Origin of the sequence: Cohnella abietis, assembly GCF_004295585.1 — a bacterium.
Lineage (GTDB): Bacteria > Bacillota > Bacilli > Paenibacillales > Paenibacillaceae > Cohnella > Cohnella abietis.
Genome location: NZ_AP019400.1, coordinates 5,886,281 through 5,912,374, shown reverse-complemented (window position 1 = coordinate 5,912,374; position 26,094 = coordinate 5,886,281). Strand labels below are relative to the sequence as shown.

General features: G+C 46.2%; 23 protein-coding genes. 16 read left to right on the top strand and 7 right to left on the bottom strand.

Going from position 1 to position 26,094, the window contains the following annotated elements:
- The first annotated feature begins 40 nt into the window (after nucleotides 1-40).
- From KCTCHS21_RS25905 to KCTCHS21_RS25865, 9 genes are all read left to right on the top strand, one after another.
- Nucleotides 41-907 (top strand): carbohydrate ABC transporter permease, encoded by an 867-nt coding sequence (locus KCTCHS21_RS25905; RefSeq protein ID WP_130614862.1) that lies wholly within the window; start codon nucleotides 41-43, stop codon nucleotides 905-907.
- Nucleotides 908-916: 9 nt separating this feature from the next.
- Nucleotides 917-1,747, top strand: a complete 831-nt coding sequence (locus KCTCHS21_RS25900) for a carbohydrate ABC transporter permease (RefSeq protein WP_130614860.1) — start codon at nucleotides 917-919, stop codon at nucleotides 1,745-1,747.
- Between the two features lie 36 nt (nucleotides 1,748-1,783).
- Entirely contained in the window at nucleotides 1,784-2,563 is a 780-nt protein-coding gene (locus KCTCHS21_RS25895) for an SDR family NAD(P)-dependent oxidoreductase (protein WP_130614858.1), read from the top strand.
- A gap of 82 nt (nucleotides 2,564-2,645) precedes the next feature.
- Entirely contained in the window at nucleotides 2,646-3,992 is a 1,347-nt protein-coding gene (locus KCTCHS21_RS25890) for a family 4 glycosyl hydrolase (protein WP_130614855.1), read from the top strand.
- Nucleotides 3,993-4,005: 13 nt separating this feature from the next.
- Nucleotides 4,006-4,983 carry an aldose 1-epimerase gene (locus KCTCHS21_RS25885; protein WP_130614853.1) on the top strand — a complete coding sequence of 326 codons (978 nt, stop codon included), beginning with the start codon at nucleotides 4,006-4,008 and terminating at the stop codon, nucleotides 4,981-4,983.
- A 2-nt stretch (nucleotides 4,984-4,985) separates the two neighbouring features.
- The gene (locus KCTCHS21_RS25880) at nucleotides 4,986-6,707 is read left to right on the top strand and encodes a dihydroxy-acid dehydratase (RefSeq protein WP_130614851.1); all 1,722 of its coding nucleotides are present in this window, start codon (nucleotides 4,986-4,988) and stop codon (nucleotides 6,705-6,707) included.
- 45 nt (nucleotides 6,708-6,752) lie between these two features.
- The gene (locus KCTCHS21_RS25875; RefSeq protein WP_130614849.1) at nucleotides 6,753-7,685 is read left to right on the top strand and encodes a hypothetical protein; all 933 of its coding nucleotides are present in this window, start codon (nucleotides 6,753-6,755) and stop codon (nucleotides 7,683-7,685) included.
- Nucleotides 7,686-7,724: 39 nt separating this feature from the next.
- Nucleotides 7,725-9,185: an alpha-ketoglutaric semialdehyde dehydrogenase GucD gene (gene gucD, locus KCTCHS21_RS25870; RefSeq protein WP_130614847.1), complete on the top strand. Its 1,461-nt coding sequence runs from the start codon at nucleotides 7,725-7,727 to the stop codon at nucleotides 9,183-9,185.
- 259 nt (nucleotides 9,186-9,444) lie between these two features.
- Nucleotides 9,445-10,560 (top strand): metallophosphoesterase, encoded by a 1,116-nt coding sequence (locus KCTCHS21_RS25865; RefSeq protein WP_130614845.1) that lies wholly within the window; start codon nucleotides 9,445-9,447, stop codon nucleotides 10,558-10,560.
- A gap of 274 nt (nucleotides 10,561-10,834) precedes the next feature.
- Here KCTCHS21_RS25865 and KCTCHS21_RS25860 read toward each other — a convergent pair whose 3' ends face one another.
- From KCTCHS21_RS25860 to KCTCHS21_RS25850, 3 genes are all read right to left on the bottom strand, one after another.
- Nucleotides 10,835-11,680 (bottom strand): carbohydrate ABC transporter permease, encoded by an 846-nt coding sequence (locus KCTCHS21_RS25860; protein ID WP_130614843.1) that lies wholly within the window; start codon nucleotides 11,678-11,680, stop codon nucleotides 10,835-10,837.
- 17 nt (nucleotides 11,681-11,697) lie between these two features.
- A complete protein-coding gene (locus KCTCHS21_RS25855) occupies nucleotides 11,698-12,591 on the bottom strand; it encodes a carbohydrate ABC transporter permease (RefSeq protein ID WP_130614841.1) in 894 nt (297 codons plus the stop codon).
- A 131-nt stretch (nucleotides 12,592-12,722) separates the two neighbouring features.
- Nucleotides 12,723-14,084 carry an extracellular solute-binding protein gene (locus tag KCTCHS21_RS25850; RefSeq protein ID WP_130614838.1) on the bottom strand — a complete coding sequence of 454 codons (1,362 nt, stop codon included), beginning with the start codon at nucleotides 14,082-14,084 and terminating at the stop codon, nucleotides 12,723-12,725.
- 414 nt (nucleotides 14,085-14,498) lie between these two features.
- On the opposite strand from KCTCHS21_RS25850, the gene KCTCHS21_RS25845 reads away from it, so the two are divergent.
- From KCTCHS21_RS25845 to ptsP, 5 genes are all read left to right on the top strand, one after another.
- Nucleotides 14,499-15,374: a BglG family transcription antiterminator gene (locus KCTCHS21_RS25845; protein ID WP_130614836.1), complete on the top strand. Its 876-nt coding sequence runs from the start codon at nucleotides 14,499-14,501 to the stop codon at nucleotides 15,372-15,374.
- 12 nt (nucleotides 15,375-15,386) lie between these two features.
- On the top strand, nucleotides 15,387-15,884 hold the full coding sequence (locus KCTCHS21_RS25840) for a PTS sugar transporter subunit IIA (protein WP_232057964.1): 498 nt from the start codon (nucleotides 15,387-15,389) through the stop codon (nucleotides 15,882-15,884).
- A gap of 28 nt (nucleotides 15,885-15,912) precedes the next feature.
- The gene (locus KCTCHS21_RS25835; protein WP_130614834.1) at nucleotides 15,913-17,361 is read left to right on the top strand and encodes a PTS transporter subunit EIIC; all 1,449 of its coding nucleotides are present in this window, start codon (nucleotides 15,913-15,915) and stop codon (nucleotides 17,359-17,361) included.
- A gap of 12 nt (nucleotides 17,362-17,373) precedes the next feature.
- The gene (locus tag KCTCHS21_RS25830) at nucleotides 17,374-17,628 is read left to right on the top strand and encodes an HPr family phosphocarrier protein (RefSeq protein WP_130614832.1); all 255 of its coding nucleotides are present in this window, start codon (nucleotides 17,374-17,376) and stop codon (nucleotides 17,626-17,628) included.
- Between the two features lie 66 nt (nucleotides 17,629-17,694).
- Nucleotides 17,695-19,434, top strand: coding sequence for a phosphoenolpyruvate--protein phosphotransferase (gene ptsP, locus KCTCHS21_RS25825; RefSeq protein WP_130614830.1), 1,740 nt, complete (start codon nucleotides 17,695-17,697; stop codon nucleotides 19,432-19,434).
- 466 nt (nucleotides 19,435-19,900) lie between these two features.
- On the opposite strand, the gene KCTCHS21_RS25820 is transcribed toward ptsP, so the two are convergent.
- The 4 genes from KCTCHS21_RS25820 to KCTCHS21_RS25805 form a co-directional block, all read right to left on the bottom strand.
- Nucleotides 19,901-20,941, bottom strand: a complete 1,041-nt coding sequence (locus KCTCHS21_RS25820) for a FecCD family ABC transporter permease (RefSeq protein WP_408621741.1) — start codon at nucleotides 20,939-20,941, stop codon at nucleotides 19,901-19,903.
- Nucleotides 20,938-21,951, bottom strand: coding sequence for a FecCD family ABC transporter permease (locus KCTCHS21_RS25815; protein ID WP_130614828.1), 1,014 nt, complete (start codon nucleotides 21,949-21,951; stop codon nucleotides 20,938-20,940). Before KCTCHS21_RS25815 ends, KCTCHS21_RS25820 begins: the two co-directional genes overlap by 4 nt.
- Before the next feature lie 84 nt (nucleotides 21,952-22,035).
- Nucleotides 22,036-23,307 (bottom strand): stalk domain-containing protein, encoded by a 1,272-nt coding sequence (locus KCTCHS21_RS25810; protein ID WP_162309384.1) that lies wholly within the window; start codon nucleotides 23,305-23,307, stop codon nucleotides 22,036-22,038.
- A gap of 121 nt (nucleotides 23,308-23,428) precedes the next feature.
- Complete coding sequence (locus tag KCTCHS21_RS25805) at nucleotides 23,429-24,124, bottom strand: hypothetical protein (RefSeq protein WP_130614824.1); 696 nt, start codon at nucleotides 24,122-24,124, stop codon at nucleotides 23,429-23,431.
- Between the two features lie 165 nt (nucleotides 24,125-24,289).
- On the opposite strand from KCTCHS21_RS25805, the gene KCTCHS21_RS25800 reads away from it, so the two are divergent.
- Complete coding sequence (locus KCTCHS21_RS25800) at nucleotides 24,290-25,081, top strand: ABC transporter ATP-binding protein (RefSeq protein WP_130614822.1); 792 nt, start codon at nucleotides 24,290-24,292, stop codon at nucleotides 25,079-25,081.
- A gap of 17 nt (nucleotides 25,082-25,098) precedes the next feature.
- Nucleotides 25,099-25,884 (top strand): IucA/IucC family C-terminal-domain containing protein, encoded by a 786-nt coding sequence (locus KCTCHS21_RS25795; protein ID WP_130614820.1) that lies wholly within the window; start codon nucleotides 25,099-25,101, stop codon nucleotides 25,882-25,884.
- Nucleotides 25,885-26,094: the final 210 nt, after the last annotated feature.

Below are 26,094 nucleotides of genomic sequence, written 5' to 3'. Positions count from 1 at the left end.
GGGAGGTCGCTTTTAACAAAAGGCAAGGAGGGATATAGGAATGGGTCTAAAGCAAGAACGAAGAATTGGTTTGTTCTCCTTGCTGCCGGCTTTTGTGTTATTGGCTGTATTTGTAGGTTATCCCATGTTCAACACGTTCTTTCATAGCTTTACTGATTGGGATGGGGTAAATTCTACATTTATCGGCTGGGACAACTTCAAGAACATAATGAGCAATGGTGATCTGCCGCTCATGCTGCGAAACAATCTAATCTTTCTATTATCCGTTCCGGGTATTTTGCTGATTTCACTTACTGTATCGGTACTGCTGCATGAAGAGGTTCCAGGCTGGCGCTTATTTCGTTCCGTCTATTATTTGCCTGCCATTCTCTCCTCGGTAGTTATCGGTTTTTTGGCGAAATCAATGTTTACTAACAGAGGTATCGTGAATACCTTCCTGGAAAATGCCGGCTTAGGTGCATTTACAGTGGATTGGCTTAACACAGTCCCGACAGAATTTATGATTTTGATTCTTTGCTTCTACTGGCAGACGTTGGGTCAAGGCACACTGATCTTTTTGTCAGGGCTTTCCTCAATCTCTAATGAATTATTCGATGCTGCGAAAATAGATGGAACAACATGGAGGCAGCGATTGATGTATATCGTTATCCCATCTTTATATCCAGCTATATTTTATTTTACGATCGTCAATGTCATCTATGTATTTGTCGGGCTGTTTGGACTTGTTTTCTCGATTACAGGCGGTGGTCCAGGCTACGAAACAACGCCAATCGATTATATGATTTATATTCAAGCCTTCAGAAGCGGCAACATGGGTTATGCTAGTGCACTTTCAGTATTCTTGTTCTTTATTGTTATGTTTATTACCTATATTCAGTTGAAAATATCCAAGCGATTGGAGCAATAGGAGGACATTATGAATACAGCCTCTAGAAGAATGATTAGGTTTTTGATCTTTATCGTTCTCGCTATAATCGCCTTTGTGGCCATGTATCCCTTGTTCTACATGGCGATTAGCAGCATGAAGCCTACAATTGAGTATATTAAACACCCGATGGCGCTACCTAAAACATGGTATTTTGACAATTACCAAGCGTTGTTTTATCGGTTTTCTCTAGTTCGCTTATTTGGTAATACGATCTTGTACGTCGGGTTGAGCTTGGTTGCTTCTCTAGCCCTTTCTATTCCGGCAGCATACGCTTTTGCAAAACTGAAGTTCAAATTTCGTAACGGATTTTACGTTGTTATGATTGCTACGATGACAATCCCAGGTATCACGTTTATTATTCCTAACTACCTGTTAATGTCTAAGATCGGTTGGACAGACCATATCATTTCTGTCGTCATCATCTGGTCTGTCTCGGCTGTTCCAAGTACAGTTTTCCTACTCACTTCATTGATGCGCTCGATGCCCGATGAAGTGCTTGAAGCGATTAAAATGGATGGCGCTAAATATTATCAGGCAATGTTCAAAGTCATTCTGCCTATGAGCTTGCCGGGTGTCGTTACAGTATCGATCTTTAATGCGACGAATTGGTGGAACGATTTGTTAACCCCACTAATCTACCTGCAGTCCGATAACCTGAAAACAGTAACCGTTGCTGTAGCAACTGTGCTCAACAGGTTCAGCTCGGATTATCCGTTGCTACTGTCAGGACTATTGCTTGCTTCAGTACCACCGATGGCCATCTATATTATTTTCCAAGGTTACATTCGTAAAGGTCTGACAATCGGGGCAGTTAAATAAACCAAACCGTATTAGGGAGCGAAAGGATGTCATCACATGAGTACAAAGCAAGGTCGTCTTTCCTCTAAAACAGCTATCATCACAGGAGCGGCATCTGGAATTGGCAAAGGAACAGCTTTACTCTTTGCCGAAGAAGGCGCCAATCTTATACTGGTCGACATAAGTGAGGACAAATTAAACGAGGTCGCCGCGGAAATTCGCGAGCTAGGCGGTAGCTGTGAAGTCGTGTGCGGAAGCGTCGGTCTGATGAAGACTGCGGAAGAAGCAGTGGCACTCGCAGTTAGCACGTACGGCAAACTTGATATCCTATTTAATAACGCGGGCATTATGCCCGTCGGCGATATATTAGATTACGCAGAAGAAACATGGGATCAAGTGCTTCAGGTCAACTTAAAATCAATGTTCCTTATGTGCAAAAAAGCGATTCCCGAAATGCTCAAGGCAAATGGTGGTTCCATTATTAATACGTCTTCCGTAATGGCTAATTTAACGGAGCCTGGTTATACTGCTTATTCCGCTTCCAAAGCGGGTATTATCGGTTTGACGAAGGAAATTGCTGTTTCCTACACAGAGAAGGGTATTCGCTGTAATTCCATTGCTCCAGGCTGGGTCGAGACGGATATGAACGTTAAGCTCGCCGACAGTATGGGAGGAATGGACAAGCTGTATCCTATCATCAAGCAACAGCAGCCACTCGGAAGAATGGCAACGACGCGCGAGGTTGCGTATGCGGTGCTCTTCCTAGCTTCGGATGAATCTATCGTAGTTAGTGGCTCTCACCTGGCAATTGACGGGGCAGCATCTGCTGCCATTTAACGACGAGACTTAATCATCAAGAGTTTTTATCAAAACGATTTTTAATCAAAAATAATCTTACATCATATGGAGGTATACCCCCATGCCTAAAATCAGTATTATCGGAGCAGGCTCTGCTATGTTTTCCTTAAGTCTAATCAAAGATATCTGTCTAACGCCTTCTCTTGAAGGTAGCGTAGTCAGCTTTATGGATATCGATGAGCAAAGATTGGAAAGCTCTTATTCCCTTTGCGTACGTTATGCGAAAGAAGCCAATATTAATTTGGTTCTGGAAAAAACGACAGATCGCAGAGAATCTCTACAAGGTGCTGACTTTGTTGTGCTTGCTGCGCTTGTTGGAGGACATCAACGTCTGAAAGATGGATGGGATATTGCTCAGAAGCACGGCTATCGCTTTGGCGGAAGCCTTCATGTTATGCATGACGAAGGATTCTGGATTAACTTCGATCAACTTCGTCTAATGGAATCCGTTATGAAAGAAATTCTCGAGATCTGTCCAGATGCTTGGTACATGCTTGTGTCCAACCCAGTTATGGCTGGCGTAACTTACTTGCAGCGCAAGTATCCACAAGCTAAGCTAGCTGGCTTCTGTCACGGCTCCAATGGAGTTAAAGCGGTCGCTGAAGTTATTGGTCTTGACCCGAACCACATCACTTATGAGATTCCAGGTGTTAACCATTTTATCTGGTTGACTGAGTTCCGTTACAAAGGGGAAGATGCATTCCCAATTCTGGATCGTTGGATTGAAGAGAAATCGGCTGCTTATATCGAGACATGCGGTACTTGCGACTGGTTAGGACCGAAAGCTATTGATCTTTACAAGAAATTCGGCGTATTCCCAATCGGCGATACAGGAAATCCAGGCGGCGGCTCATGGCCTGCATGGCACCACGCAGATGAAGAGACAGAACTGCTCTATAAGGAAGATCCACAGGCTTGGTGGCGTGATCTTTACTTCGCAGGAGGAGCAGCGGGCGTAGAGAAAATTCAGAAGGTTTCCGAAAATACAGCTGAAGCCGTTATGGATAGCTTCCCGCCGGTGCATTCTTCCGAGCCGATGATTCCATTCATCGAAGCGATAGCATGCGATGTGCCTAGAGTGATGATTCTTAATATATTGAATGACAGCAACTACGTACCAGGCATTCCTAACGATTTCCAAGTAGAAATCCCTTGCTACGTTAGCGCAATTGGTGTTCAAGGCATTAAAACAAAAGGCTTGCCTAAGCCGTTAATTAACTTTGCACTTCGCGATCGTGTTGCTCCAGTTGAGCTTGAGCTTCAAGCCTACGACAGTGGAAGCTTCGACGACCTCGTTCAATTAATTATGATGGATCCTTGGACTCGTTCCGAAAAACAAGCTCGTGCATTGCTGAATGATATCCTTGAATTGCCTAGCCTTGCTGAGATGAAAAAGCATTTTAGCTAAGGAGGCAGGCTAAATGGCAATCGAACAGTTTGAACTTTACGGGGAAGCTGCGATAAGAGTGCAGAATGAGGAGCTTGAATTCACTCTGGTGCCGGCATGGGGTAGCAATTTATTGTCTTTGCGAGTATTAGGCAAAGATCTTGAATTGCTACGCTTTCCGGAAAGCCAGGAGTTGTACAAGGCAGATCCTTTTATGTATGGTATGCCGATTCTCTTTCCTCCAAATCGTATTGCTGATGGAAATTTTGAGTTTAATGGAAAGAAGTATTCCTTTAACATCAACGATCCTGCAGAACACAATCATACCCATGGTTTACTGTTCGACGCGCCATGGAAGCTTCTACGGGCAGAGGATGAAGGAAATCGAATCGTAGTAAAGACGTTCATTCATTCAGATGAGCACGAAGAGATTATGGCTCAATTTCCTCATCCTTTTACCGTTCATATGGAATATATCTTGGAGAAGTCAACGCTGACTATCGAAGCTACAATCCGTAATCGGGATACCATTCCATTTCCTTGGGGACTTGGGTATCACACGACCTTTAATTATCCATTTAGTGCTTCCGGGGATCTAGCGCTGTGCCAATTTGCGCTTAATGCGGATAAGCAGTGGGTTCTGGACGAACGCTTCTTGCCGACTGGTGAGCTTGTTGATATCCCTTACTTGGAACAGCTTCGCCAGGGCAAAAGCCTTGTTGGGCACGCTCTGGACGATGCGTTCCAGACAGCTAAGACCGGAGTGAATGAAGCAGTACTGACAGATTTGAATTCCAGTATTCGTGTTGTGTACAGTGCTGACGAGCAGTTTAAACATTGGGTTATTTACAATCATGATTCTAAACAGGGCTATCTTTGTCCAGAGCCTTATACTTGGATCACGAATGCGCCTAATTTGCAGCTTCCGGAGGAGCTGACGGGTTTCCGCGTTCTCCAGCCTGGAGAGCAAGTAAAAACGACAACACGAATTCGGATTGAAGAGGTGGTTTGAACATGTCTTTGCGCAGTGATCGATGGTTTCAACATCCATCCAAAGAAACTCGATTCCAGCATCTGTCTGCGATGAGGGCAAATGGACATGTTCCGGAATCATTCGTAGGTAAGCCGATCATTGGTATTTTTAACTCATGGAGTGATTTAAATAGCTGTAATGCGCCTCATAAAGAATTAGTCGAGTTTGTTAAGCGTGGTGTGCTGCTAGCTGGCGGGTATCCGCTTGAGATGCACACGATTACGACACCTGCTGACTTTATGAAGCCCTCGGATCTACCCTATCGCAACTTGATGGCGATGGATGTCGAGGAAACCATTCGGGCATTGCCTATTGACGGCGCTGTAATGCTTTGCGAATGCGACAAGACAACTCCTGCTCAGCTAATGGGTGCAGCCAGTAGTAACATTCCTACGCTGCAGCTTGCTGCTGGGCATCGAGCTTCTGGGTCTTTTCGCGGGAAGAAAGTTAATTATGGTACGGATCTTTGGAAGCTGATGGATGATTACAACGCCGGACTTATGTCGGAAGAAGAATGGAAAGAACTAGAGAAATGTATTTCGTGCACGCAGGGGGGATGTCCCGTTATGGGAACCTCTTCTACGATGAAATGCGTTTCTGAAGTTCTCGGAATGATGCTTCCTAACACATCGACTATTCCTGCTACGCATGCAAGCCGTAAATGGGCTGCAGAAGAAACGGGCAAACGAATTGTCTCGATGGTGAAGGAAGGCTTGACTCCATCTCGTCTGATGACGGAAGCCGCGTTCGATAATGCTATTAAGCTACTTGCTGCACTTGGGGGCTCTACCAATGCGGTAATCCATTTGACTGCAATCGCAGGTCGTCTCGGGATTAGTATTCCTTTGAAGAGATATGAAGAACTTTCTGCGAACGTTCCAATTTTGGTTAATCTCCAGCCAAGCGGAGAGCACAGCATGGATGATTTCTTCGAGGCAGGCGGACTTGGTTCTGTAATCAATAAGCTGCTGCCAGAGCTGGATGCGACCTGTCTTAGTGCATTAGGAACTACGCTTGAAGAGTCATATCGCCATTATGAGTCTTTCCGTGATGATATTATTTACTCTGTGGACGAGCCCTACAAAACAGAAGCTGGCATTGCTGTGTTAACCGGGAATCTGGCACCTTCTGGTGCGATTCTTAAGCGAGCAGCTAGCTCCTTTATTAACGGGAAACATAGAGGTAAAGCGATCGTATTCGATAGCTATGAAGAAATGCATGAAATAATAGATAGCGAAGAGTTAGAAGTGGACGAGACATCGATACTGGTTCTCCGAAACTGTGGTCCTGTTGGGGAAGGAATGCCGGAATGGGGAGCATTGCCGATTCCGAAAAAGCTACTCAAGCAAGGTGTGCGAGACATGGTAAGAATTAGTGACGCTCGAATGAGTGGAACAAGCTACGGCACGAATATTCTACATGTTTCACCGGAAGCACAGCTCGGAGGACCGATCGCTGCCATACGAACCGGGGATTGGATTGAGGTAAACCTTGAGGAAAGCACGCTTAATGTAGAGCTTACCGAAACGGAAATAAACGAGAGAATGAAGGATTGGGCGCCTGTTCGCTTGCATAAGCGTGGTTTTATGAAGCTGCATACGGACCATGTCTTACAAGCTGATGAAGGCTGCGATCTCGATTTCCTTCGTCCAAAAACCAAAGAAGAAGTTATTTTTATAGAACCAACCGTCGGAAGAGGTTAATCGAAAACAATCATTCGCTTTGAATGATTCGAGGGGGAAACAACGATGAATAAAGCTCAAGCCTTTGCGGCTAGTCTTGGTCTACCGGAGAAAGAACTGTATCAGCTCCCTACAAGTGAAAAAAGATTTGAAGACGGAGCGCACTATCGAGTGGAGATTCCTTCTGTGGAAGGTCCTGCGATTCTAGAAAGTGTTATCGCAGAATCCAAGAAATATGGACTAACAATCAATCGCGTATCCCAAGGTAGCGGTATTATGCTGTTAACGGATTCGGAAATTCGCGATATGGTGCAAATGGGAATTGCCGAAGGATTAGAGGTTTGTCTCTTCGTTGGACCTCGTATGGGCTTTGATATCGGTGCGATGTCTCTTAGCAGCAACGGTAAGCTTCTCGGTGGACGTCATGCCGGAATGGATCAACTGTTATACGGCTTAGAAGAAATATTTCGCGCAGCCGATCTAGGTATCCGTAGTGTTCTTGTAGCTGATGAAGGATTAGTATGGCTTATCGATCAAGCTAAAATCAAAGGCCAGCTTCCTTCTAATTTGGTCGTTAAGATTTCAGCATTGATGAGTCCAACGAACCCGGTTAATGCAAGAATTATTACTGAGCTTGGTGGCACTACCTTGAATCTACCTGGAGACATCACACTTCCGCATCTAGCTTCGATTCGTACAGTTGTTGATGCTCCGATTGATCTATATATTGAATCACCGGATGATATGGGCGGGTTTATCCGTAACTATGAAATTCCGGAAATCGTCAGAATCGCTTCACCAGTTTACTTGAAATTCGGATTGCGTAACGCAACAAGTGTGTATCCGGCAGGCGCTCATAACAGAGATCTGGCTATTTCCCAATGTAAGGAAAAAGTACGCAGAGCTCATCTGGGTCTTCAAGTACTGGAGCGGAATAATTCTTCTGCCATTCAATCCGGCAAGTTTGCCGAAGGGCTAGGAGTCCCTTCTGCGGATTAATGCAAATGCAATAACCTAAGGGATGGAGTGAATAGAGAAATGACTATAGAGCAAACGTATCTAAACTTTATTGACGGCAAATGGAGCTCCTCCGTAACTGGAAAAGTAACGGGAAGCATAAATCCAGCTAACTCGAATGAGATAGTGGGATATGTGCAGGATTCCAATGAAGCGGATCTTGACCTTGCGGTAAGTGCAGCTAATCGTGCCAAAGAATCATGGAGAAAGCTATCGGGCGCAGCCCGTGGCGATTATCTGTTCAAGGTGGCCAATTTGTTGGAGGCACGTCTTGAAGATATAGCAACAACAATGATGCTCGAGATGGGTAAAACCCTTCCTGAATGTAAAGGCGAAACAACTCGTGGCGTAGCTATCCTTCGTTATTATGCGGGAGAAGGTATGCGTAAGATAGGCGACGTTATTCCTTCGACTGACAGTGAAGCGATGATGTTCACTACTCGAGTGCCTCTGGGAGTTGTAGGCGTAATAACGCCTTGGAATTTCCCCGTTGCGATTCCTGTGTGGAAAATGGCACCGGCACTTGTATACGGTAATACTGTAGTGATCAAGCCAGCTCTTGAAACGTCCATTACTGCTGCCAAGCTTCTAGCTTGCTTTGAAGATGCAGGTCTTCCAGCGGGTGTAGTTAACATGGTCACAGGTGACGGCGCAGTAATCGGTGGCGGCATTGCAAATCATCCTAATATTCAAGGCATCACCTTCACAGGATCCAATCGAGTTGGGAAACAGATCGGACAAGCAGCTCTTTCCCGTGGAGCGAAGTATCAGTTGGAAATGGGCGGTAAAAACCCACTTATCGTAGCTGCTGATGCTAACCTTGATCTTGCTGTAGAAGCGGCTATTAGCGGCGGATTGAAATCAACTGGACAGAAATGTACGGCAACGAGCAGGGTTCTTGTACATTCCTCGGTTTATGATGTGTTCCGCACGAAGCTGTTGGATCAAGTGAAGCAGCTGAAGCTGGGTAACGGGAATGATTCCACAACGTGGATGGGGCCTTGCGCGAGCGAAAAGCAGCGTGATACCGTGCTTTCCTACATCAACAAGGGAGTCGCTGAAGGAGCGAGCCTTCTTTTCGGAGGAAGCGTATCTGCCGACGACGAAGAGCTGAAAAACGGATATTACGTGCAGCCAACCGTATTCGACAATGTCACAACGGATATGACGATTGCCAAAGAAGAAATCTTTGGGCCAGTGCTTGCGCTGTTACCTTTTGAAGATTTGAAGGAAGCAGTAGCGCTTGCAAATGACGTAGAGTATGGGCTAAGTGCCTCTATTTACACGCAAAACATCGCTAATATCCTTACTTTTATCTCAGATATGGATGCAGGCTTAGTCCGCATTAATGCTGAGACAGCAGGTGTCGAGCTGCAAGCTCCATTCGGCGGAATGAAGCAATCCAGCTCTCATTCAAGAGAGCAAGGACAGGCAGCCATCGAGTTCTTCACTTCAATTAAAACGGTTTTCTTAAAGGCTTAACTCCAAGCTGTGAGACAGCCCCAAAAAGGCGTTGGTTCAGGTGTAATTTACCTGCTCCAACGCCTTTTTCAACATCGCAAAAGCGGATGCCATATCGATTCGGATAGGCAAATTGATGATTTCTTATGCATGGTGTGGAACCCCTACACCCACAAAGACGTACAAACATAGATGGTCTATTAAGAACGTCGTAAGTTACTATTCTTAGTGGTTGCCTAGCTATATCACATGTAAATCATACATAGAGGGGAGTAGGAACATGTTTATCCTAATTGGAATTGGCGTTTTTGTATTTTATAGTCTTCTTGTCTTTTATATAGGCTGGAGCGGATGGAGTTGGATTAAGCCAAAGGTGTCAGCAAGATTTAGAATTTGGTATATCCTCGCATTAATTGTTCTTTCTTCCTCTTTTGTTTGGGGGCGGATATTCAGTAATGTCGCGCTCTTTAATGTTGTCGGCTCGTATTGGCTGGCTATTTTCTGTTTGCTGATTATGTTATTGCCGCTCGTTCAGTTAAGTGTCTGGCTGCTGCGGTTTACGAAGCTACCACGTCCTCGCATTCATAATTGGGCTGGCTCACTGACGTTGATAATCTTGATTTCTTTGATTGGCTACGGTTCATTCCAGGCATACAGTCCGGTCGTTCGTGTCTACAATATCCATATCGACAAGCAGGTTGAAGGAATGGAAAGGCTAAACATTGTAATGGCAGCTGATATGCACTTCGGTATGCTCTCTGGCGTGACTCATGCTAAGCGCATAGTGAAGGAAATTAAGGCGCTTCAGCCTGACATCGTGCTGTATCCTGGAGATATTATTGATGACAATCTGGATGTTTACCTGAAGAAGGGAATCGATACCATTATTGGTGATATTGAAGCACCTTATGGCGTGTACGCTTCGCTTGGTAATCATGATAAATTCGATGGCCGGATGGAAGAGCTAATAGAAGCACTTGAACGGAGCCACATGCGTGTGCTGTACGATGAGGTAATTACGGTTGAGGATAAGCTGACTCTGATAGGACGGAAGGATCGGACAGAGGCTGATCGTTCCGAACTTAAAGGCTTAATGGATGGTGTGGATCACAAACAGCCTATATTATTATTGGACCATCAGCCTTACGATCTGGATATTGCGAAGGAAAATGGGGTTGATCTGATGGTTTCCGGACATACACATCGTGGACAGATTGCGCCGGCTCATCTGATCACACGCGCTATTTATGAGAATGATTGGGGTCACCTGCAAAAAGGCTCCTTTCACTCTGTTGTCACTTCGGGATTCGGCTTCTGGGGCCCGCCTATCCGTATCGGTAGTCGTTCCGAAATCGTGCAAATCAACTTGACTTTCTCAGACTATCAGAAAGAATAAGTTGGAGAACTCCGTATGCTCATCGGATATTTCGGATATAGAGGATATTTCGTACAGAATCGCCTTCATGCATAATAGGCCAAGAGTACAAAGTCTCGGACATCCTTAAAACCCAAAAAGACCGTCAGGATGAACCTGACGGTTTTTCTTATTTGTATGAGATCGTATTGTTTGTAAGGGTGAGTTGAGTAAAGTCAATTAATAAACTTCTATTCTTCGTTACAAAAACCTCAGTAAATCTAATTTTTAAACTCATACAGAGGGAACAAGCCCGTTACTTCACCGCGCCAGCGGTTACACCTTCGGCGATCTGCCTTTGGAAGATGAAATAAATGATGATAACCGGGATGATGGAGAGCAGCAAGCCTGCAAACAGTGGTCCCCATTCTGTACGGTACTGCATCTCTGTCTGCATGACTGCGATGCCTACGGGAAGTGTATATAGCTTCGGATCATTAATAAATACAGTTCCCATAATATACTCGTTCCAGATATTTAATCCGTTCATGATCCCCACTGATATTAAGCCGGATCGGGCAAGCGGTAGCATAACTGAAAAGAATGTTCGCGAGTATCCGGCACCGTCAATGTACGCCGCTTCTTCCAGTTCTTTAGGCAGCATTTTGAAAAAACTAACGAGTACGAATATTCCAAAGGGGAGAGCGCTGGCGGTATAGACGATAACTAGACCTAACAGCGTGTTGATTAAGCCCATATCGTTCAAAAGGAAAAATAGCGGGATCAAACCCAATATCATCGGGATCATCATAGCTGATAAATAGAGGTAATACATCACCTGTCCTGCTTTGAAGGCAAATCTGGCCAATACATAAGACGAGGTTGCGGCGAGAAACACGGAAAGAAAAATACTGGATAAGGTTACGATAGTCGAATTTAAGAAAAAGCTGCCAAAACCGTATTTACTCCATACATAGGTGAAGTTAGACCAGAGCAATGGAAATTCTGGTAACGTCCAAGGCTCCTTAAGTAAAAATTGTGGGTTATCCTTCAAAGAAGCTAGCAATGTCCATAATAGAGGATACAAAACCGCTGCAGTCCATAAGTACAGGACTGCATTCGTAATGATGCGGCCGAACAGATTTTGTTTGTGTAAGATCATTTCGACATTTTCACTCCTCAAGCCATTTCGGTCGTATCCCTATTCAGCAGGAGCTGAAGGATCAGTGTAGTAATAAGAGAAACCGTGAGGATCAACACACCGATTGCGGCTGCATATCCCATGTGATATTGGCGGAAGCCCATCTGATACAAATAAGATCCCATAACCTGAGTGGAATTGTCGGGGCCTCCTTCGGTCATGATCCAGACGATAATAAATGAGCCATTTAAGGTGGTCATAACGACATGCAGAATGCTGATCTTAATCTGACCCCAGATGAGAGGCAGGGTCATTGACCAGAATTGCTTGGATTGAGAAGCACCATCCAAATCAGCAGCTTCGTACAGCTCTGCTGGAATGCTTAATATCGCAGCAATTAGCAGAATCATATAGAAGCCAATACCCGCCCAGATCGAAGGCCACAACAGCGACCACATAGCCAGATTCTCGGTTCCGAGCCATGTAAGCTGGACCGGCTCCTTACTGAATAAGGATAAAAAGGAGTTTAGAAAACCCAAATTCGGATTATAAACGTACCTCCACAACACACCTATAACGACAACGGATATGATGTTCGGGATAAAGAAAATGGACCGGTAAAAACCACTTCCCGCAGCCCTCAAACGAGTGACGGCAATTGCGAAGAAGGTTGCCAGCAGCATAATACCAATGACCTTGCCGACGACAAGAAAATAGTCATTCTTAATCGCAGTCCAAATAATCGGATCGTTGAACAATTCACGAAAGTTATCCAAGCCGATGAAATGCTTGTTTTTCGAGCTGCCTGACCAATCGAATAAGGAGATATGAATTCCCTTTGCGATGGGGTAGAGAGCGAATAGGCAGAAAAACAAAAAGGTGGGGAGCAGGAAAACCGCAATAAATGCGTTTCTTCTAGTTTGTTGCGACATCGCGTTTACCTTCCTTTATCCTGTCGTTGAATCAGACAGCCAATAGGGGAGAGAGCCATTAGTTTTGCAGGCATTCCCCTATTGGCTGCTTGGTTTCTATCTGACAAGTCGTGAAATGAATAATGGCAAAATTATTTACGTGCTTTTGCGGCTGCGTCTTCTAGACGTTTGATCCATTCGTCCGCATTGATTTTACCGATCGTTAAGGCGACCGTTGCATCTTGCTTCACTTTTTCTACGTCTGCATTCAAAACTGCGACAGGAGCAACAGTTGTCTTGTCAGAGTTGAAGAATGCCATTGCATCTTTGACGACGCCGCTTGCGGAAGAGGAGCTCAGATCCGCCTTAATGTTCATAAGTGCACCTGTCAGCTCTGCCCAACGTACAGCATTAGCTTTAGTGAACGCGAATTCAAGGAACGCTTTCGCAGCTTCTGGGTTTTTAGCATCTTTAGCGATTGCTATCGTGTTTGTGTAAGGAATGACGATGTTGTTCTTGCCCGCATCTTGGGCAACCGAAGGAATGAAGCCGAATTCGAAGCCAACTGGAATATCCTTCTTCATCTCATTTTCCAACCATAAGCCGTTTGGAATGAATGCTGCTTTGTGTTGCAGCCATTGTGCTTGCGAATCTGTATGATTCAAAGACACAGATCCTTTATCGATCAATTGCTTGTCGACAAGCTCTACAATTTGACCCAACGCTTTTTTCACAGCATCACCGGAGAAGCTGCCTGCTTCTAGATTAGCTTGTTTCGTCAAGATAGAGCCGTCGCCGCCATTAGCAGCTACGATAGCCGAATCGAGTAATCCGCCATTAATGTAGTAAGGATAAACGCCGGTATGAATGAGGGAAGGGATACCGGATGCTTTGATTTTCTCGCTAGTTTCGATAAATTCACTCCAGTTGCTAGGAGCGGTCCAGCCATTTTTCTGGAAGAACGCCTTATCGTAGAAAATACCCCATGAACCGAATACAAGTGGAAGCGTGAAGTTCTTGCCACCTTCATAAGCAGTTGGCTGCGCAATGAGGATGTCTGTCAATTTATCGCCATCAACGTTAGTTGTCGTCTTCAGAAATTCAGTAAGGTCGAGCAGCTGTCCGTCGTCAATCATTTGACGTTCATTAGATCCCGCACCATCGATGTATACGACATCCGGAGGAGTGCCTTGAATCCAACGAGGCTTCATTTGCTCATTGATCTTAGGGCCAGCAGATTCCTTGATCTTAAGCTCAGGGTTGGCCTTCTGGAATGCCGCTATAACTTCTTTCCACCAAGCATCGCCATATCCACCAACGAAGTATTGAATTTCAAACTCACCGGTCAGGCCAGTTTTCTCCACAACAGAATCACTTGGCTCAGCAGACGGAGTGACGCTCGTGGTCGCAGGTGGTGAAGACTCCTCTGATTTTTTGTTGTTGCTGCCGCAAGCCATAAGCGACATCAACAATACGAATACCATTCCGTACACTAACGTTTTTTTCATAGTCATCGTTCATGATCTCCTTTTCAATCTCTATTGCCTGTCAAGTAAGATCCCCTATCGTGAACAACGCAAAAAGGGCATGAGTTGTGTAAGCATAATAACTGCTTACATAACTCATGCCCTTGCGGTTACACGTTATGTTGCCTTACCTATTTGGCTGAGATCAGCATACATCGTGCAAATAAAGATGTCAATAACAAACAAACTCAAATTTAATACGGTTGGTAAGCGATTACATTGACAGGATTATGCAATTTAGAATATCATATATTTAATAATAAGGCGTGTTACTAGTTTACTAGGCATGAGCCGGGGATACTCGACTGCGATTTAGTCGGTATTTTCGGCTTTTCTTCTTTTAACCCACTGGAACATGGCATTTAACAAAGGGCTATGTAGAATTTATACTCTTCAGGAGGGATGGGTTTGACCAGGAAAGGGTTACTGCAAATTGATCGTGTGGTTGGTAATAATGTCGTTCTAACTCTTGATCCCACCACATCCAAGGAGTACGTTCTGTTTGGCAAAGGTATTGGGTTTGCCTCCAAAGGGAGCGATTGGATCAGTATCGAAGATCCTCGGATTGAGAAGCGCTACCGATTGGATGAGGAGCATCCCATCAGCCAGTTTCAAGAGCTGATCGAGAACATAGATCCAGAGGTTATACAGATTTCTGAGCAGATAATAGAGAACGTCAAGGAACAGATGGGTACTCCTGTACAGCCTAAGGTTTATTTTGCGCTGCCTAACCACATTCAATTTGCCTTGTACAGATTGAAGAATGGGATGGAAATCAATAACCCATTTCTTCATGAGACCCAGATGAGCTTCCCGTTAGAATATGAGATTGCTTCTAGGGCCGCTGCTATTATCAGTGAGCGATTCGGTATTTCCGTTCCTGAAGATGAAGTCGGTTTTCTTGCGCTTCATGTTCATTCCTGTCTGGGAAAGGTATCGGTTGGACAGCTGGTGAGGATGACGGGACTGCTAAATCGCATCGTTGAGCATATCGAACAGAGAAGAGGATCTTGTCTGCCGCGGAAGGGCAGCGAATATGTGAGGCTAATTACGCATCTTCGTGGGGCGTTTGAACGGCTATTATTGGGTCACCATGTTAGTAATCCATTGGCAGCGGAAATAAAGGTGCATCATCCCCAATTATTTGCTCTTGCCACAGAAATAGCAGAGTTGATTAAAGAAGAATTGGACGTTGCAATCTCGGATGACGAAATCGGATATATGGCTATCCATTTGCACCGCCTGTTTCAGGTTAAGTTATCAACTGAAAGAGAGTGAGGGGTGAATCGGATGTTCCAAAAAAGGCTTAGTCGCATGCTCGGAGTGTCCCACTCTGTTGCTGTAGCGGCACCTGTTTCAGGACGGTTAATTCCGCTCCGTGAGGTGAAGGATGAAGTTTTCTCACGTGGGTTCATGGGAGAAGGGGTGGCCATTGATCCATCGGATGGGTATGTCGTTGCGCCCATTTCTGGTAAAGTGACCCATGTTATCGATACGAAGCATGCCTTAGTGATCGAGCACTCAACTGGCTTGCAGTTTCTGATTCATATTGGAATTGACACTGTCGATCTGAAGGGTGAAGGCTTCCTCGTGCTGGTGAAAGCTGGCGACACCCTTTTGGAAGGACAGGTTATTATGAAATTTGATCTCCACAACATCCGTAAGGCGGGTTATCCAGCTTTTGTTCTTATTACTGCCATCGGAGAGAGACTTATCGATTACGTAGAATGCGAGTATCGCGAGGTTCACATGGCGGAGCCCGATGTATTCCGCATTGTACTGAAATAAGTCAGTTGAGCGGAGGAGAGATTCAAGTATGTTCGCTTTCCTGCAAAAAATCGGAAGATCCCTTATGTTACCCGTTGCTGTTCTACCAGCGGCTTCTATCCTGCTCCGGTTCGGCAAAATTGATTACGAGAATGACTTCCACTTCGGAGAGTTCGGTAGATGGTTAAATGACTTCATTGCTCCATTCCTAGATGCTGGAGGGTCTGCGATCTTTGACAATCTTCCGCTCATTTTTGCGATCAGTATCGGGATAGGTGTCGGAGGAGATGCGGTTGCGGCGCTAGCTGCTGTTATTGCTCACCTAATATTAAATTATGTGTTTGTTGAAGTCTCTACCGTTTTTTCGAACTGGTCGGTATTGGATGCGAAACAAAATATGGGTGTGATGGGGGGCATTATAGCAGGTATTGTCGCCTCATTCTTCTATAAGAAATATTATCAGATAAAGCTTCCAGATTGGCTTGGTTTTTTCTCAGGCAAAAGGTTCGTTCCCATCATCACCTCATTCTCGATGGTGTTCATTTCTGTTGGCCTAGGCTTGATATGGGGTCCTATCCAGGTTGTTCTGAATGATTTCGGACAATGGGTTACTGGCTTAGGCGGGATTGGTGCTTTAATCTATACGATTGCTAACAGGCTACTCATCCCATTTGGCTTGCATCATGTGCTGAATAGCATTGCATGGTTCCAGATTGGCACCTTTACTGATGTTTCTGGCCAAGTTTATCGAGGGGATATCAATCGGTTCTTTGCGGGAGACCCCGATGCAGGTCTGTTTATGACCGGTTTTTTCCCGATTATGATGTTTGCGCTACCGGCAGCTGCACTGGCCATCGTACATACAGCCAAACGAGAAAAAAGAAAGCTGATCTCATCTATATTTCTAAGTGCAGCGTTGGCTTCATTCCTGACAGGTATTACTGAGCCGCTTGAATTCGCCTTTATGTTTGTGGCTCCTATATTGTATGTTGCACATGCTATCCTTACGGGCCTAAGCGCGTTTATTGTTGCTGAAATAGGAATTAAGCACGGCTTTGGTTTCTCAGCAGGATTCATCGATTACGCCATTAATTACCCCTTAGCTACGAAGCCACTACTAATCATCCCGCTGGGATTGTTATTTGCTGTTGTTTATTATTTCCTTTTTCGGACTATGATCGTAAAATTTAATCTAATGACTCCGGGTCGAGAGCAGGAGAATGGGAAGCAAGAGAAAACAGCCACTGAACGAGCTGATAAACAGGCAAATAACGCCCAACTGGTTGCGGAGGCGCTTGGAGGGGTAGACAACATTAAAAGTATTGATGCCTGCATCACGCGTCTGCGGCTAATTGTACATAACGAAAATCTCGTGGATGACTGGAGGCTGAAAGCCTTGGGAGCAGCAGGGGTCATTCGCTTAGGTAAAGGTTCCATTCAGGCAATCTTCGGTATGGAAGCGGAGAAGCTGAAGGACCAGATTAAATCAATATTATAGGAGTGCATTTGTTTGCAGAGAACCTACACGGTTATGAACTCGACGGGCATTCATGCACGCCCCGCAGGTAAAATCGTCAATGCAGCTGCTGGATATCCTTGCGAAATCCATTTGGTGAAGGAGGGTAAACGGTTCAACGCGAAAAGTCTAGTCATGATGATCTCAATCGGTGCGAAGTGTGGGGACGAGATTACTGTTGTAGCTGAAGGAGACCAATGTGAGCTTGCGATAGAGGCCATTGGTGTTATATTAAGCTCCAATCATTAAATTCAATTGTTAAACAATGGGTAGAGGTAATGGAGAGGTGCATAAATTCCCTTGGAGGTCAGAAGCATGCAGATGAAAGGGATAACAGCATCCGAGGGAGTTGCATTTGGTCAGGCATTTACTATTCGGACTGCAGTAAGGCTGCCGCAGGAAACGACGACGATTAAGCCATCATTGGTCCCTTCTGAGCTGAGACATTTCGACATGGCGGTCGAGCATGCCTACAATGACTTAAATGAAATTCGGTTGCGGTTGTTAGCTGAAGCACGGAGTGATGAAGCTGAAATCTTAGAAGTACAGCTGCTTCTCTTGAAGGACGATGCATTGATCGCTGTCTCCAGAGATAAAATCGAACGCTTATTGTATACAGCTCAGACCGCGATCGAAGAAACGACGAAGGAAATCATGAAAGGGATCCAACGTCTAGGGGATGAATACCTAGAAGAAAGAGCGATGGATATCGAAGATGTATGTCGAAGAATCGTTCGGGAGCTACGGGGAGAAAGTGAGCCTTTGGAAGCCATTGTAGACAAAGAGGGATTGATCTTAATTTGTGAGGATCTTACCCCCTCAGAAGCAGTGCGGCTTCATCCAAAGGCGGTAGCGGGCCTTGTAACAGCTACAGGGGGGGCGACTTCGCATGCGGCTATTATTACTCGTTCGATGGGAATACCTGCTGTTGTTGGAATGGGAGGTAAACTGCTTAGTATTCAAGATGGGCAATGGCTGCTGTTAAATGGGACGAACGGCACATTAACGACAGGTACGCATAAAATGCTGTCTAATGAATATAAGCACTACATAGAAAAGGATAAGCAAAGCAGAGCAACAGAGGACTACGGCTGTCTTACAACGGTAGAAAAAAAAGTAAATTCACTTCCGATCATCGGCTCCAACATTGGTTCGCTGACAGAGGCGCAAGCAGCGAGAATGAACGGTGCTGAAGGAGTAGGTTTATTTCGCACGGAATTTCTATTTTTAGGTAGGGAGGATTTTCCTACAGAGGATGAACAATTCGAAGCCTATAGAGCGGTTATCACTACCTTTGATAAGGGGGCACCAATTGTGATTCGCACGATGGATGTGGGAGGAGATAAACAGCTTCCTTCATTAAGGCTAGATAAGGAGGACAATCCTTTCCTCGGCCATCGTGGTATTCGTATTTCCTTGAATCGCTTAGATTTGTTCAGAACGCAGCTTCGTGCTGTGTTGAGAGCAAGTCACTTCGGCAACGTAAAGCTACTGTTTCCGATGATCTCAACGCTTAACGAGTGGAGACGGGCAATTGTCCAAGTGGAAGTTATGAAGTCCGAGCTGAAGAAAGAAGGTATCGCCTTTAACGAGGCGATGGAAATCGGGATGATGATCGAAGTTCCGGCGGCGGCGCTGATGGTAAATCGGTTAGCAGACGAGGTTGACTTCTTCAGCATTGGAACGAATGATCTGATCCAATACACAATGGCTGCGAGCAGAATGACGACTCATGTGAATGAATTGAATGACCCTTTACAGCCGGCTGTTATAAGTTTAATAGACCATATTATTACAGCAGCACACGAGAAGGGCAAGAGAGTAGGTATGTGTGGTGAGATGGCGGCTCATCCGTTGGCGGCACCATTGCTGCTTGGCATGGGTTTAGATGAATTCAGTGTTGGCGGAGCAGTGGTGCAGCCAATGAGGAATTTGCTGGGACGCTATGATAGAGAGTTCCTGCGGGGCATGTCGGCAAACGTCTTGAATATGGATGACGTAGAAGAGATTAGACGTTATATAGAGCGAGAGCTACATTCAAGTAATTCGATGTGAAAACGGTAATAAGCCCCCGGGGGACCTGTGGGCTACTGTAAGGTGGGCGCCAGTTCGGTCACTTTTGGTGGGATAACGCACTGAGGGCTACTAAGATCGTCAGCAAATACTCGTTCCCGTCGAAATAACGCACTGAGGGCTACTAAGATCGTCGGAAAAGCTCGTCCCCGTCGAAATAACGCACTGAGGGCTACTAAGATCGTCACAAATACTCGTCCCCGTCGAAATAACGCACTGAGGGCTACTAAGATCGTCGCAAAAGCTCGTCCCCGTCGAAATAACGCACTGAGGGCTACTAAGATCGTCGCAAAAGCTCGTTCCCGTCGAAATAACGCACTGAGTGCTACTAAGGTCGTCGCAAAAGCTCGTTCCCGTCGAAATAACGCACTGAGGGCTACTAAGATCGTCGCAAAAGCTCGTCCCCGTCGAAATAACGCACTGAGGGCTACTAAGAGCCCCCGCGGAATTATGAATTACGGTTGCGATACAGCAGATAGATGAAGAAAGGGGCGCCGATGCCAGCGGTGAACACACCGACTGGGATGTCGTAAGGCAAAAATGCCGTTCGCGCTACGGTGTCCGCCGCGACGACGATTAATCCACCGATTAAGGCCGATACCGGAAGCATGCCGCCGAACGAAGGGCCGACGAGCTTGCGTGTCATATGTGGTGTGATGAGTCCAATGAACGATATGGCTCCGCCAACCGATACTGCGGCTCCTGCCAAGGCGACGCTGATCATTAGCAGCGTGAAGCGTTGCCGCTGGACGGAGCTTCCCGCACTTGACGCGATATCGTCTCCGAGCTGAAGCACGTTCACATTCCTGGCGAATACGAACGCAATTGGAATAAAGATAGCTACCCAAGGCAAGATCATCGCTACGATGCTCCAATCGGTGCCGTATACCGTACCCGTCAGCCATACATAGGCCTGCGACGATGTAAAGATTGGGTTTTTGACGAGTATTACTTTGGTGATCGAACCAAGCAGAAAGTTAATACCGATCCCGACGAGCACGAGTCGGATCGCTGTCACGCCTTTTTTCCAAGCGAGCAGATAGATAAGAATAGATGTGATGCCTGCACCCGTGATTGCGGCAACTGGCAACCAGACGATGCTCACTGTCCCTGACAAATAGCTGATGAATGCAACCGCAGCAAGGGAAGCACCGCTCGTAATGCCAATAATGTCAGGGGAAGCCAGTGGGTTGCGGATGATTCCTTGCAAGATTGATCCTGCGACCGCCAGCGCTGCTCCGACGAGAAAAGCGGCTACAATTCGAGGAAGGCGAAGAGTATGAACGACGAGTCGCTGCTCATCGGTACCGTTCCCGAACATGGCGCGGATAACGTCCAAAGGATGAATGCGCATATCGCCGAGCGACGCGCTAACCAGGAAAAGGACAACGGATGCAACAATAAGCGCGATCGTCAGCTTCAATGTTTTCTTATGAATGAAAAATGAGACAGGGATTTTCTCGAATCGAACGTGCATATGGGTTTTCACTTCGCAACGATCCCCTTTCTGGCGATCGCGATGAAGGCCGGAATGCCAATGATTGCGGTCATAATGCCGACGGGCAGCTCTTCTGGTTGGATGACGAAACGCGCTGCAATATCCGCCACGAGAACGAGAATGGCGCCAAGCACCGCACTATAAGGAATGATCCAGCGGTAGTCATTGCCGGAGAACAACCGGGCTATTGTAGGCACAATTAATGCGATGAAGCCGACTGGACCTGCAACCGCAACAGAGCTACCAGCCAGCGTGACGATGATTAGACCAGCTGTCAGCTTTACGAACACTGTCCGTTGCCCGAGCCCTTGCGCCGTATCTTCGCCCATCGTTAATACGTTCATATGTCTGGCAATCCAGAGCGCGCCGATCCATCCCGCGGCCATAAATGGTAGCACGGCTTTGAGCATTTCAACGGATCTACCTGCGACCGATCCAGTCAGCCAGAATATCACCTCGCTCAAGCCCTTTTCGTCTAGTACGAGCATTCCCTGCGTGAATGAAGAGAAGAGGGCACTCAATGCGGCTCCCGCCAAAATAATCTTAAGGGGAGTTAAGCCATCCCGACCTAAAGATCCGAGCATGTAAACCGCGATTGCAGCTAATGCGGCACCAGCAAAGGATACGCCCGTTAGTACCGGCAACGAGGAGATGGATAACTGCGACGCGGCGAACACGATCATGAACGAAGCACCGTAGTTTATTCCGAGCACGTTAGGATCGGCAAGTGGGTTTCTTGTCATTCCTTGGATCAGCGAGCCAGCAATGGCCAGACTTGCTCCGATAACTGCTGCGGTAAATGCTCTCGGCATACGCGAAGTCTGCACGATAATTTGTGCGTTTGAAGTCACATCGTACTGCGTAAAAGAATGGTACACGTCGGTCCAATTGATCGGCGTTGCTCCGTATGCCATGCTGGCGTATACGCACACGATCAAGATGAGGAAGCCGAACGCAAGACCGGATCCCTTAGCCAGGTTTCCGGAAAACAACCTTTCCATGATCGCTGCTCCATTCCCATGACAGCGAGGAAGAATAGGCGGAAATAGCCCATTCTTCCTCGCGTCGTGATCGTTATTCATTTGTTAAATGTCGAAGTAGAAGAACAGGTCGTCGAGCATCATTTTCGCCGCGGTTGCACCGCCGGACATATTCCATGTGATGTCGTTTACCTTATAGTACTTACCGTTCTTAATAGCTTTAAGATTGCTCCAGAGTGGATTCTTCTGCCACTCTGTCTGGGTCTTGAACTCATCTCCGCCATTGTTACTGGATGTAATATCAAATATGATATCACCGTCAATGAGTGGAATTTGTTCCTGCGAATCTAAGTCGATGAACACTTTATCCGGTGACTGCTGCGCTTTTGGACGATTCAGACCGAGCTCCTTCAGAATAGAGCCTGCGAATCCAGATATGTAGACGCGGGCGGAATTGTCGTCATGGAAGCGGACAATAGACACTTCGGAATTCCTGTCGGCAATTGCCGCCTTAAAGTCTGCTACTCGTTTGTTCCAATTGGCCATGAAAGCCGCTGCTTTGTCTTCTTTGTTAAGTGCCTTGGAGACTAAGTCCATGTTGGCTTTCCACTCGAAAAGCTGATCAACGTACACAGTAGGAGCGATTTTGGACAACTGACCATATATTTTCTCGTGGCGGAACTTCACTCCAATAATCAGGTCCGGCTTCAAGGCGACGATTGCTTCAATGTTCGGTTGAAGCTCGCTACCGAGGCTTTTTACGCCTGCCATGTCTGCTCGAAGATAGTGATACCACGGAGCTTGAACCCACGATTCGATTGCACCTACGGGTTTGACTCCCAACGTCAACGAAATGTCCACCATACCGTTAAATAGGACGACGACACGCTTCGGAACGGAAGTGAGCGTCGTTTCGCCCATTGCGTGCTTGATCGTGCGTTGTGTTTCGATGTTTGCTGTGCGGGTGCTGGCATTCCAATTCACCCATAAGCCGAATGCTTCACCGAGGAAGCGAAGCGGTACTAGCGTGCGGCCGTTCTTTTCGACGACGTTTACGGGAATTTTAATGGCTTGGCCGTTTACGGTTGCTTGATTGCTGTCAATCGTCAATTGAACGACCGTTTTACCTCTTGTGACTGTTAGCTTCTTCGTGTTCGAATCTACGCTTAAAGTAGCGCCGAATTTGGAAGTGATTGCGCTGTAAGGAACCATAATGGTGCCTTTAATGATTTGTGGCTGGACGTCGAAGCTGAGCGGATTGCCGTCGAGCACGACTTTAATCGGCGTGTCGGCCGCAGTAGCGACGAATGGTACGGAAACGACGGCAAGGAGGAAGGAAAGGCATAAGGCAAATATGCGGAGCTTTGGCTTAATCATAGGGAACAGGAATCCACCTCTCGAAATGTTTATGATAATGATTATCATTGTCATTAATATAAACAATAGATTAGGATTATTCCGCTTGTCAAGAATAATTTTCCATAATAACCATGCGAAGTTAAATGCCGGCTTTGTTCGCTAATTGACGAAATGCTTGGTAGAGCTCATAGTCGACTGAAATTATTGCCTTCATATCGATCGTATCAGCAGCTTGAAGGTCGCTCAGCTTGTCGATCTTTTCTTGCAGAAAATCGACCATATCCGGATAGGATGTTGTTACTGCTGCTTTTATGTCGTTCCACCCTTGTGTGAGTTGAGAGGAGACTTCCGTAGTTTTCGCTGCATCGTCATTTTCGGCATGCTGCTTCAAGTCCTTGATTAGTCCACGGCTTTGCTCGATAGAAGCTTTTAATTGTTCAGCTTTAGGGTCCTTCTTAGATTCTTTAACCTCGTCGTTATTCATAATGGAATCTGTGACCGCTTTAGCCACGGACGCATTTTCCTTCTTTGCCTCTTGAGCCTTTTCTGATTTGGTTTGCTTTTTGGGAGACTTGCTCGGTTGCGCAGGGGGTTGTTCCTCTGTTTTTGTCTCGATTGCTGGCGTCTGTTTCTCTTGGATCGGACTAGAAGACCCCTCCAACTGCTGTTGTTGTTCCGACGGGACTGGTTGCTCGCTCTGGATTTGTTCGCTTGTCACTTGGCTAGATTCGCTCGGCCGCTCGGCCTCTATGTATCGGTTCGATGACGGTGAAGAGCTGCAGGCCGTTGTCAGGCACAGTGCTATCGCGAGAGCGAATGTGTAAGATCGTTTCAAGTAAAGTTCCTCCTATGCTTCCTCATCATTGGATTGTTGACTTTCTAGAATATATTAGTGGAAAGTGCAACCATTTACAATCATTTATTGATAATAATTATCAATATCATTGACATCACTTTCTGAAGTGATTAGAATTTATGGTAAATAAAGGAGATGAACTGATTGCACGCTCTGGAAACTCACGACTTGTCGATAAGCTACGGGGATCAATTTATATTTCAAGATTTGCAACTGTCTATTGCCAAAGGAAAAGTGACAGTGTTGATCGGGAGCAACGGCTGTGGTAAATCTACGTTGCTCCGTACGATGGCCCGATTGCTCAAGCCGCATAAGGGCAACGTGTTGATTGAGGGGCAGAGTATCGCTACGCTACCGACGAAGGAAGTCGCCAAACGGATGGCGCTGCTGCCTCAAGGTCCTACGGCACCGGAAGGACTGACTGTCCTTCAACTCGTCAAGCAAGGAAGATATCCGTATCAGAGCTGGTTGCAGCAGTGGTCGAAGGAAGACGAGATGCACGTAAACCGAGCATTGAAGACGACAGGGTTGACTGAGCTTGCTGAGCGGACGGTTGATTCTTTGTCTGGCGGACAGCGGCAACGCGCGTGGATTGCGATGGTATTGGCGCAAGGAACGGACATCATGCTACTCGATGAACCGACGACGTATTTGGATTTGACGCACCAGATTGAAGTGCTCGATTTGCTGTACTCGTTTAACGTTAGCGAGGGTCGAACGATAGTTATGGTGCTTCATGATATTAATCTAGCTTGCCGTTATGCGCATCATATCGTGGCCATTCAAGATCAACAGGTTTATGTTGAAGGCTCTCCGGAGGAGATCGTGACTACGGGCATGATTGAAGCCGTCTTCCGCATGAAGGCAAGCGTCATTAAAGACCCTCTGTACGGAACGCCGATGTGCGTGCCGCATGGCAAGGGAAGGACAATCTGAGCAAACGAGGGAAAGCGATGCCGTTTGAATATACACCTGAGGAAATCGATGAGTTAGTGAAAGATCATCGATTGGCGTTAGCACCGTCGGCGGACAGATGGTACTCCATACCGACGACTGATCTGCTGGATAAAGACAAAAGTTTGGCGTATCTGGACAAGGTTGCGAGTATATTCGAAGCTACGTCCAACGTTGCAAATGCCTCACTTTTTGCCAAGAGGTATAGCTTCTTGATCATTTCATCCAGCCTATTTGCGATGAGCCGATATGACAAAAGCCTAGACTATTCCATTGGAAATTGTCATGTTGAATCGCATCATCAAGGTCAAGCCTGGCTGCCGAAAGTCCGCTTGACCGACTGGCAAGTCACAAGGCCAGAGGAGAGGGGGCGGAATGAATGGCGAGACCAGGTCATTCGCAACGTATTTGCCGATAATCTGTCGAAGGCCTGGCGTGCTCTGTCCAAATCTGCTTCCATCTCGATCTCAGTCCTATGGGAAAATACAGCGATCTACGTGTACTGGCTTTACGAGAATAAATTTTTGGAAGGAGCTAACGCGGAGCTTAAAGCTCAGGTACAAGCGGACTATGATTATCTCCGCTCGGCAGCGCCGGGTCACCTTTTCGGAGAAGCCAAGAATCCTATTGCCAAATTTGATAGCCCAAAAGTCCTCACTAGCGCTTCGAACGAGCCCATTCGCATCCGCAAAACCTGCTGTTATTATTATCAGGCCTCGGATGAACCGAATGATTATTGCCCAACCTGCCCCAAGCTGAAGCATGAAGCGGTCTCCATAGGCTAGCGCCTATGGACCCTTCCAATTCGTTGCTAACCCCTGTATCTACTCCACATCCAATCTACCCAATTAAACTCCCTTTGAAATTACAAATTTAATGTGATTGTCGTAAGTCAAAAGCTAGACACTCAGAAATTTTAGAATTGAAAAAGCTGTAGTTTCTAGCAACAAGGTTATGATAGGGCGCGATTGGAGGAGCTGCACGAAATTTTCGAG

Coding starts and splice junctions, on each gene's coding strand:
- KCTCHS21_RS25810 (WP_162309384.1), bottom strand. CDS start 23,307: ATGATTAAGCCAAAGCTCCGCATATTTGCCTTATGCCTTTCCTTCCTC.
- KCTCHS21_RS25885 (WP_130614853.1), top strand. CDS start 4,006: ATGGCAATCGAACAGTTTGAACTTTACGGGGAAGCTGCGATAAGAGTG.
- KCTCHS21_RS25880 (WP_130614851.1), top strand. CDS start 4,986: ATGTCTTTGCGCAGTGATCGATGGTTTCAACATCCATCCAAAGAAACT.
- KCTCHS21_RS25855 (WP_130614841.1), bottom strand. CDS start 12,591: ATGTCGCAACAAACTAGAAGAAACGCATTTATTGCGGTTTTCCTGCTC.
- gucD (WP_130614847.1), top strand. CDS start 7,725: ATGACTATAGAGCAAACGTATCTAAACTTTATTGACGGCAAATGGAGC.
- KCTCHS21_RS25835 (WP_130614834.1), top strand. CDS start 15,913: ATGTTCGCTTTCCTGCAAAAAATCGGAAGATCCCTTATGTTACCCGTT.
- KCTCHS21_RS25840 (WP_232057964.1), top strand. CDS start 15,387: ATGTTCCAAAAAAGGCTTAGTCGCATGCTCGGAGTGTCCCACTCTGTT.
- KCTCHS21_RS25845 (WP_130614836.1), top strand. CDS start 14,499: ATGGGTTTGACCAGGAAAGGGTTACTGCAAATTGATCGTGTGGTTGGT.
- KCTCHS21_RS25895 (WP_130614858.1), top strand. CDS start 1,784: ATGAGTACAAAGCAAGGTCGTCTTTCCTCTAAAACAGCTATCATCACA.
- KCTCHS21_RS25875 (WP_130614849.1), top strand. CDS start 6,753: ATGAATAAAGCTCAAGCCTTTGCGGCTAGTCTTGGTCTACCGGAGAAA.
- KCTCHS21_RS25890 (WP_130614855.1), top strand. CDS start 2,646: ATGCCTAAAATCAGTATTATCGGAGCAGGCTCTGCTATGTTTTCCTTA.
- KCTCHS21_RS25815 (WP_130614828.1), bottom strand. CDS start 21,951: ATGGAAAGGTTGTTTTCCGGAAACCTGGCTAAGGGATCCGGTCTTGCG.
- KCTCHS21_RS25860 (WP_130614843.1), bottom strand. CDS start 11,680: ATGATCTTACACAAACAAAATCTGTTCGGCCGCATCATTACGAATGCA.
- KCTCHS21_RS25900 (WP_130614860.1), top strand. CDS start 917: ATGAATACAGCCTCTAGAAGAATGATTAGGTTTTTGATCTTTATCGTT.
- KCTCHS21_RS25850 (WP_130614838.1), bottom strand. CDS start 14,084: ATGACTATGAAAAAAACGTTAGTGTACGGAATGGTATTCGTATTGTTG.
- ptsP (WP_130614830.1), top strand. CDS start 17,695: ATGCAGATGAAAGGGATAACAGCATCCGAGGGAGTTGCATTTGGTCAG.
- KCTCHS21_RS25905 (WP_130614862.1), top strand. CDS start 41: ATGGGTCTAAAGCAAGAACGAAGAATTGGTTTGTTCTCCTTGCTGCCG.
- KCTCHS21_RS25865 (WP_130614845.1), top strand. CDS start 9,445: ATGTTTATCCTAATTGGAATTGGCGTTTTTGTATTTTATAGTCTTCTT.
- KCTCHS21_RS25795 (WP_130614820.1), top strand. CDS start 25,099: ATGCCGTTTGAATATACACCTGAGGAAATCGATGAGTTAGTGAAAGAT.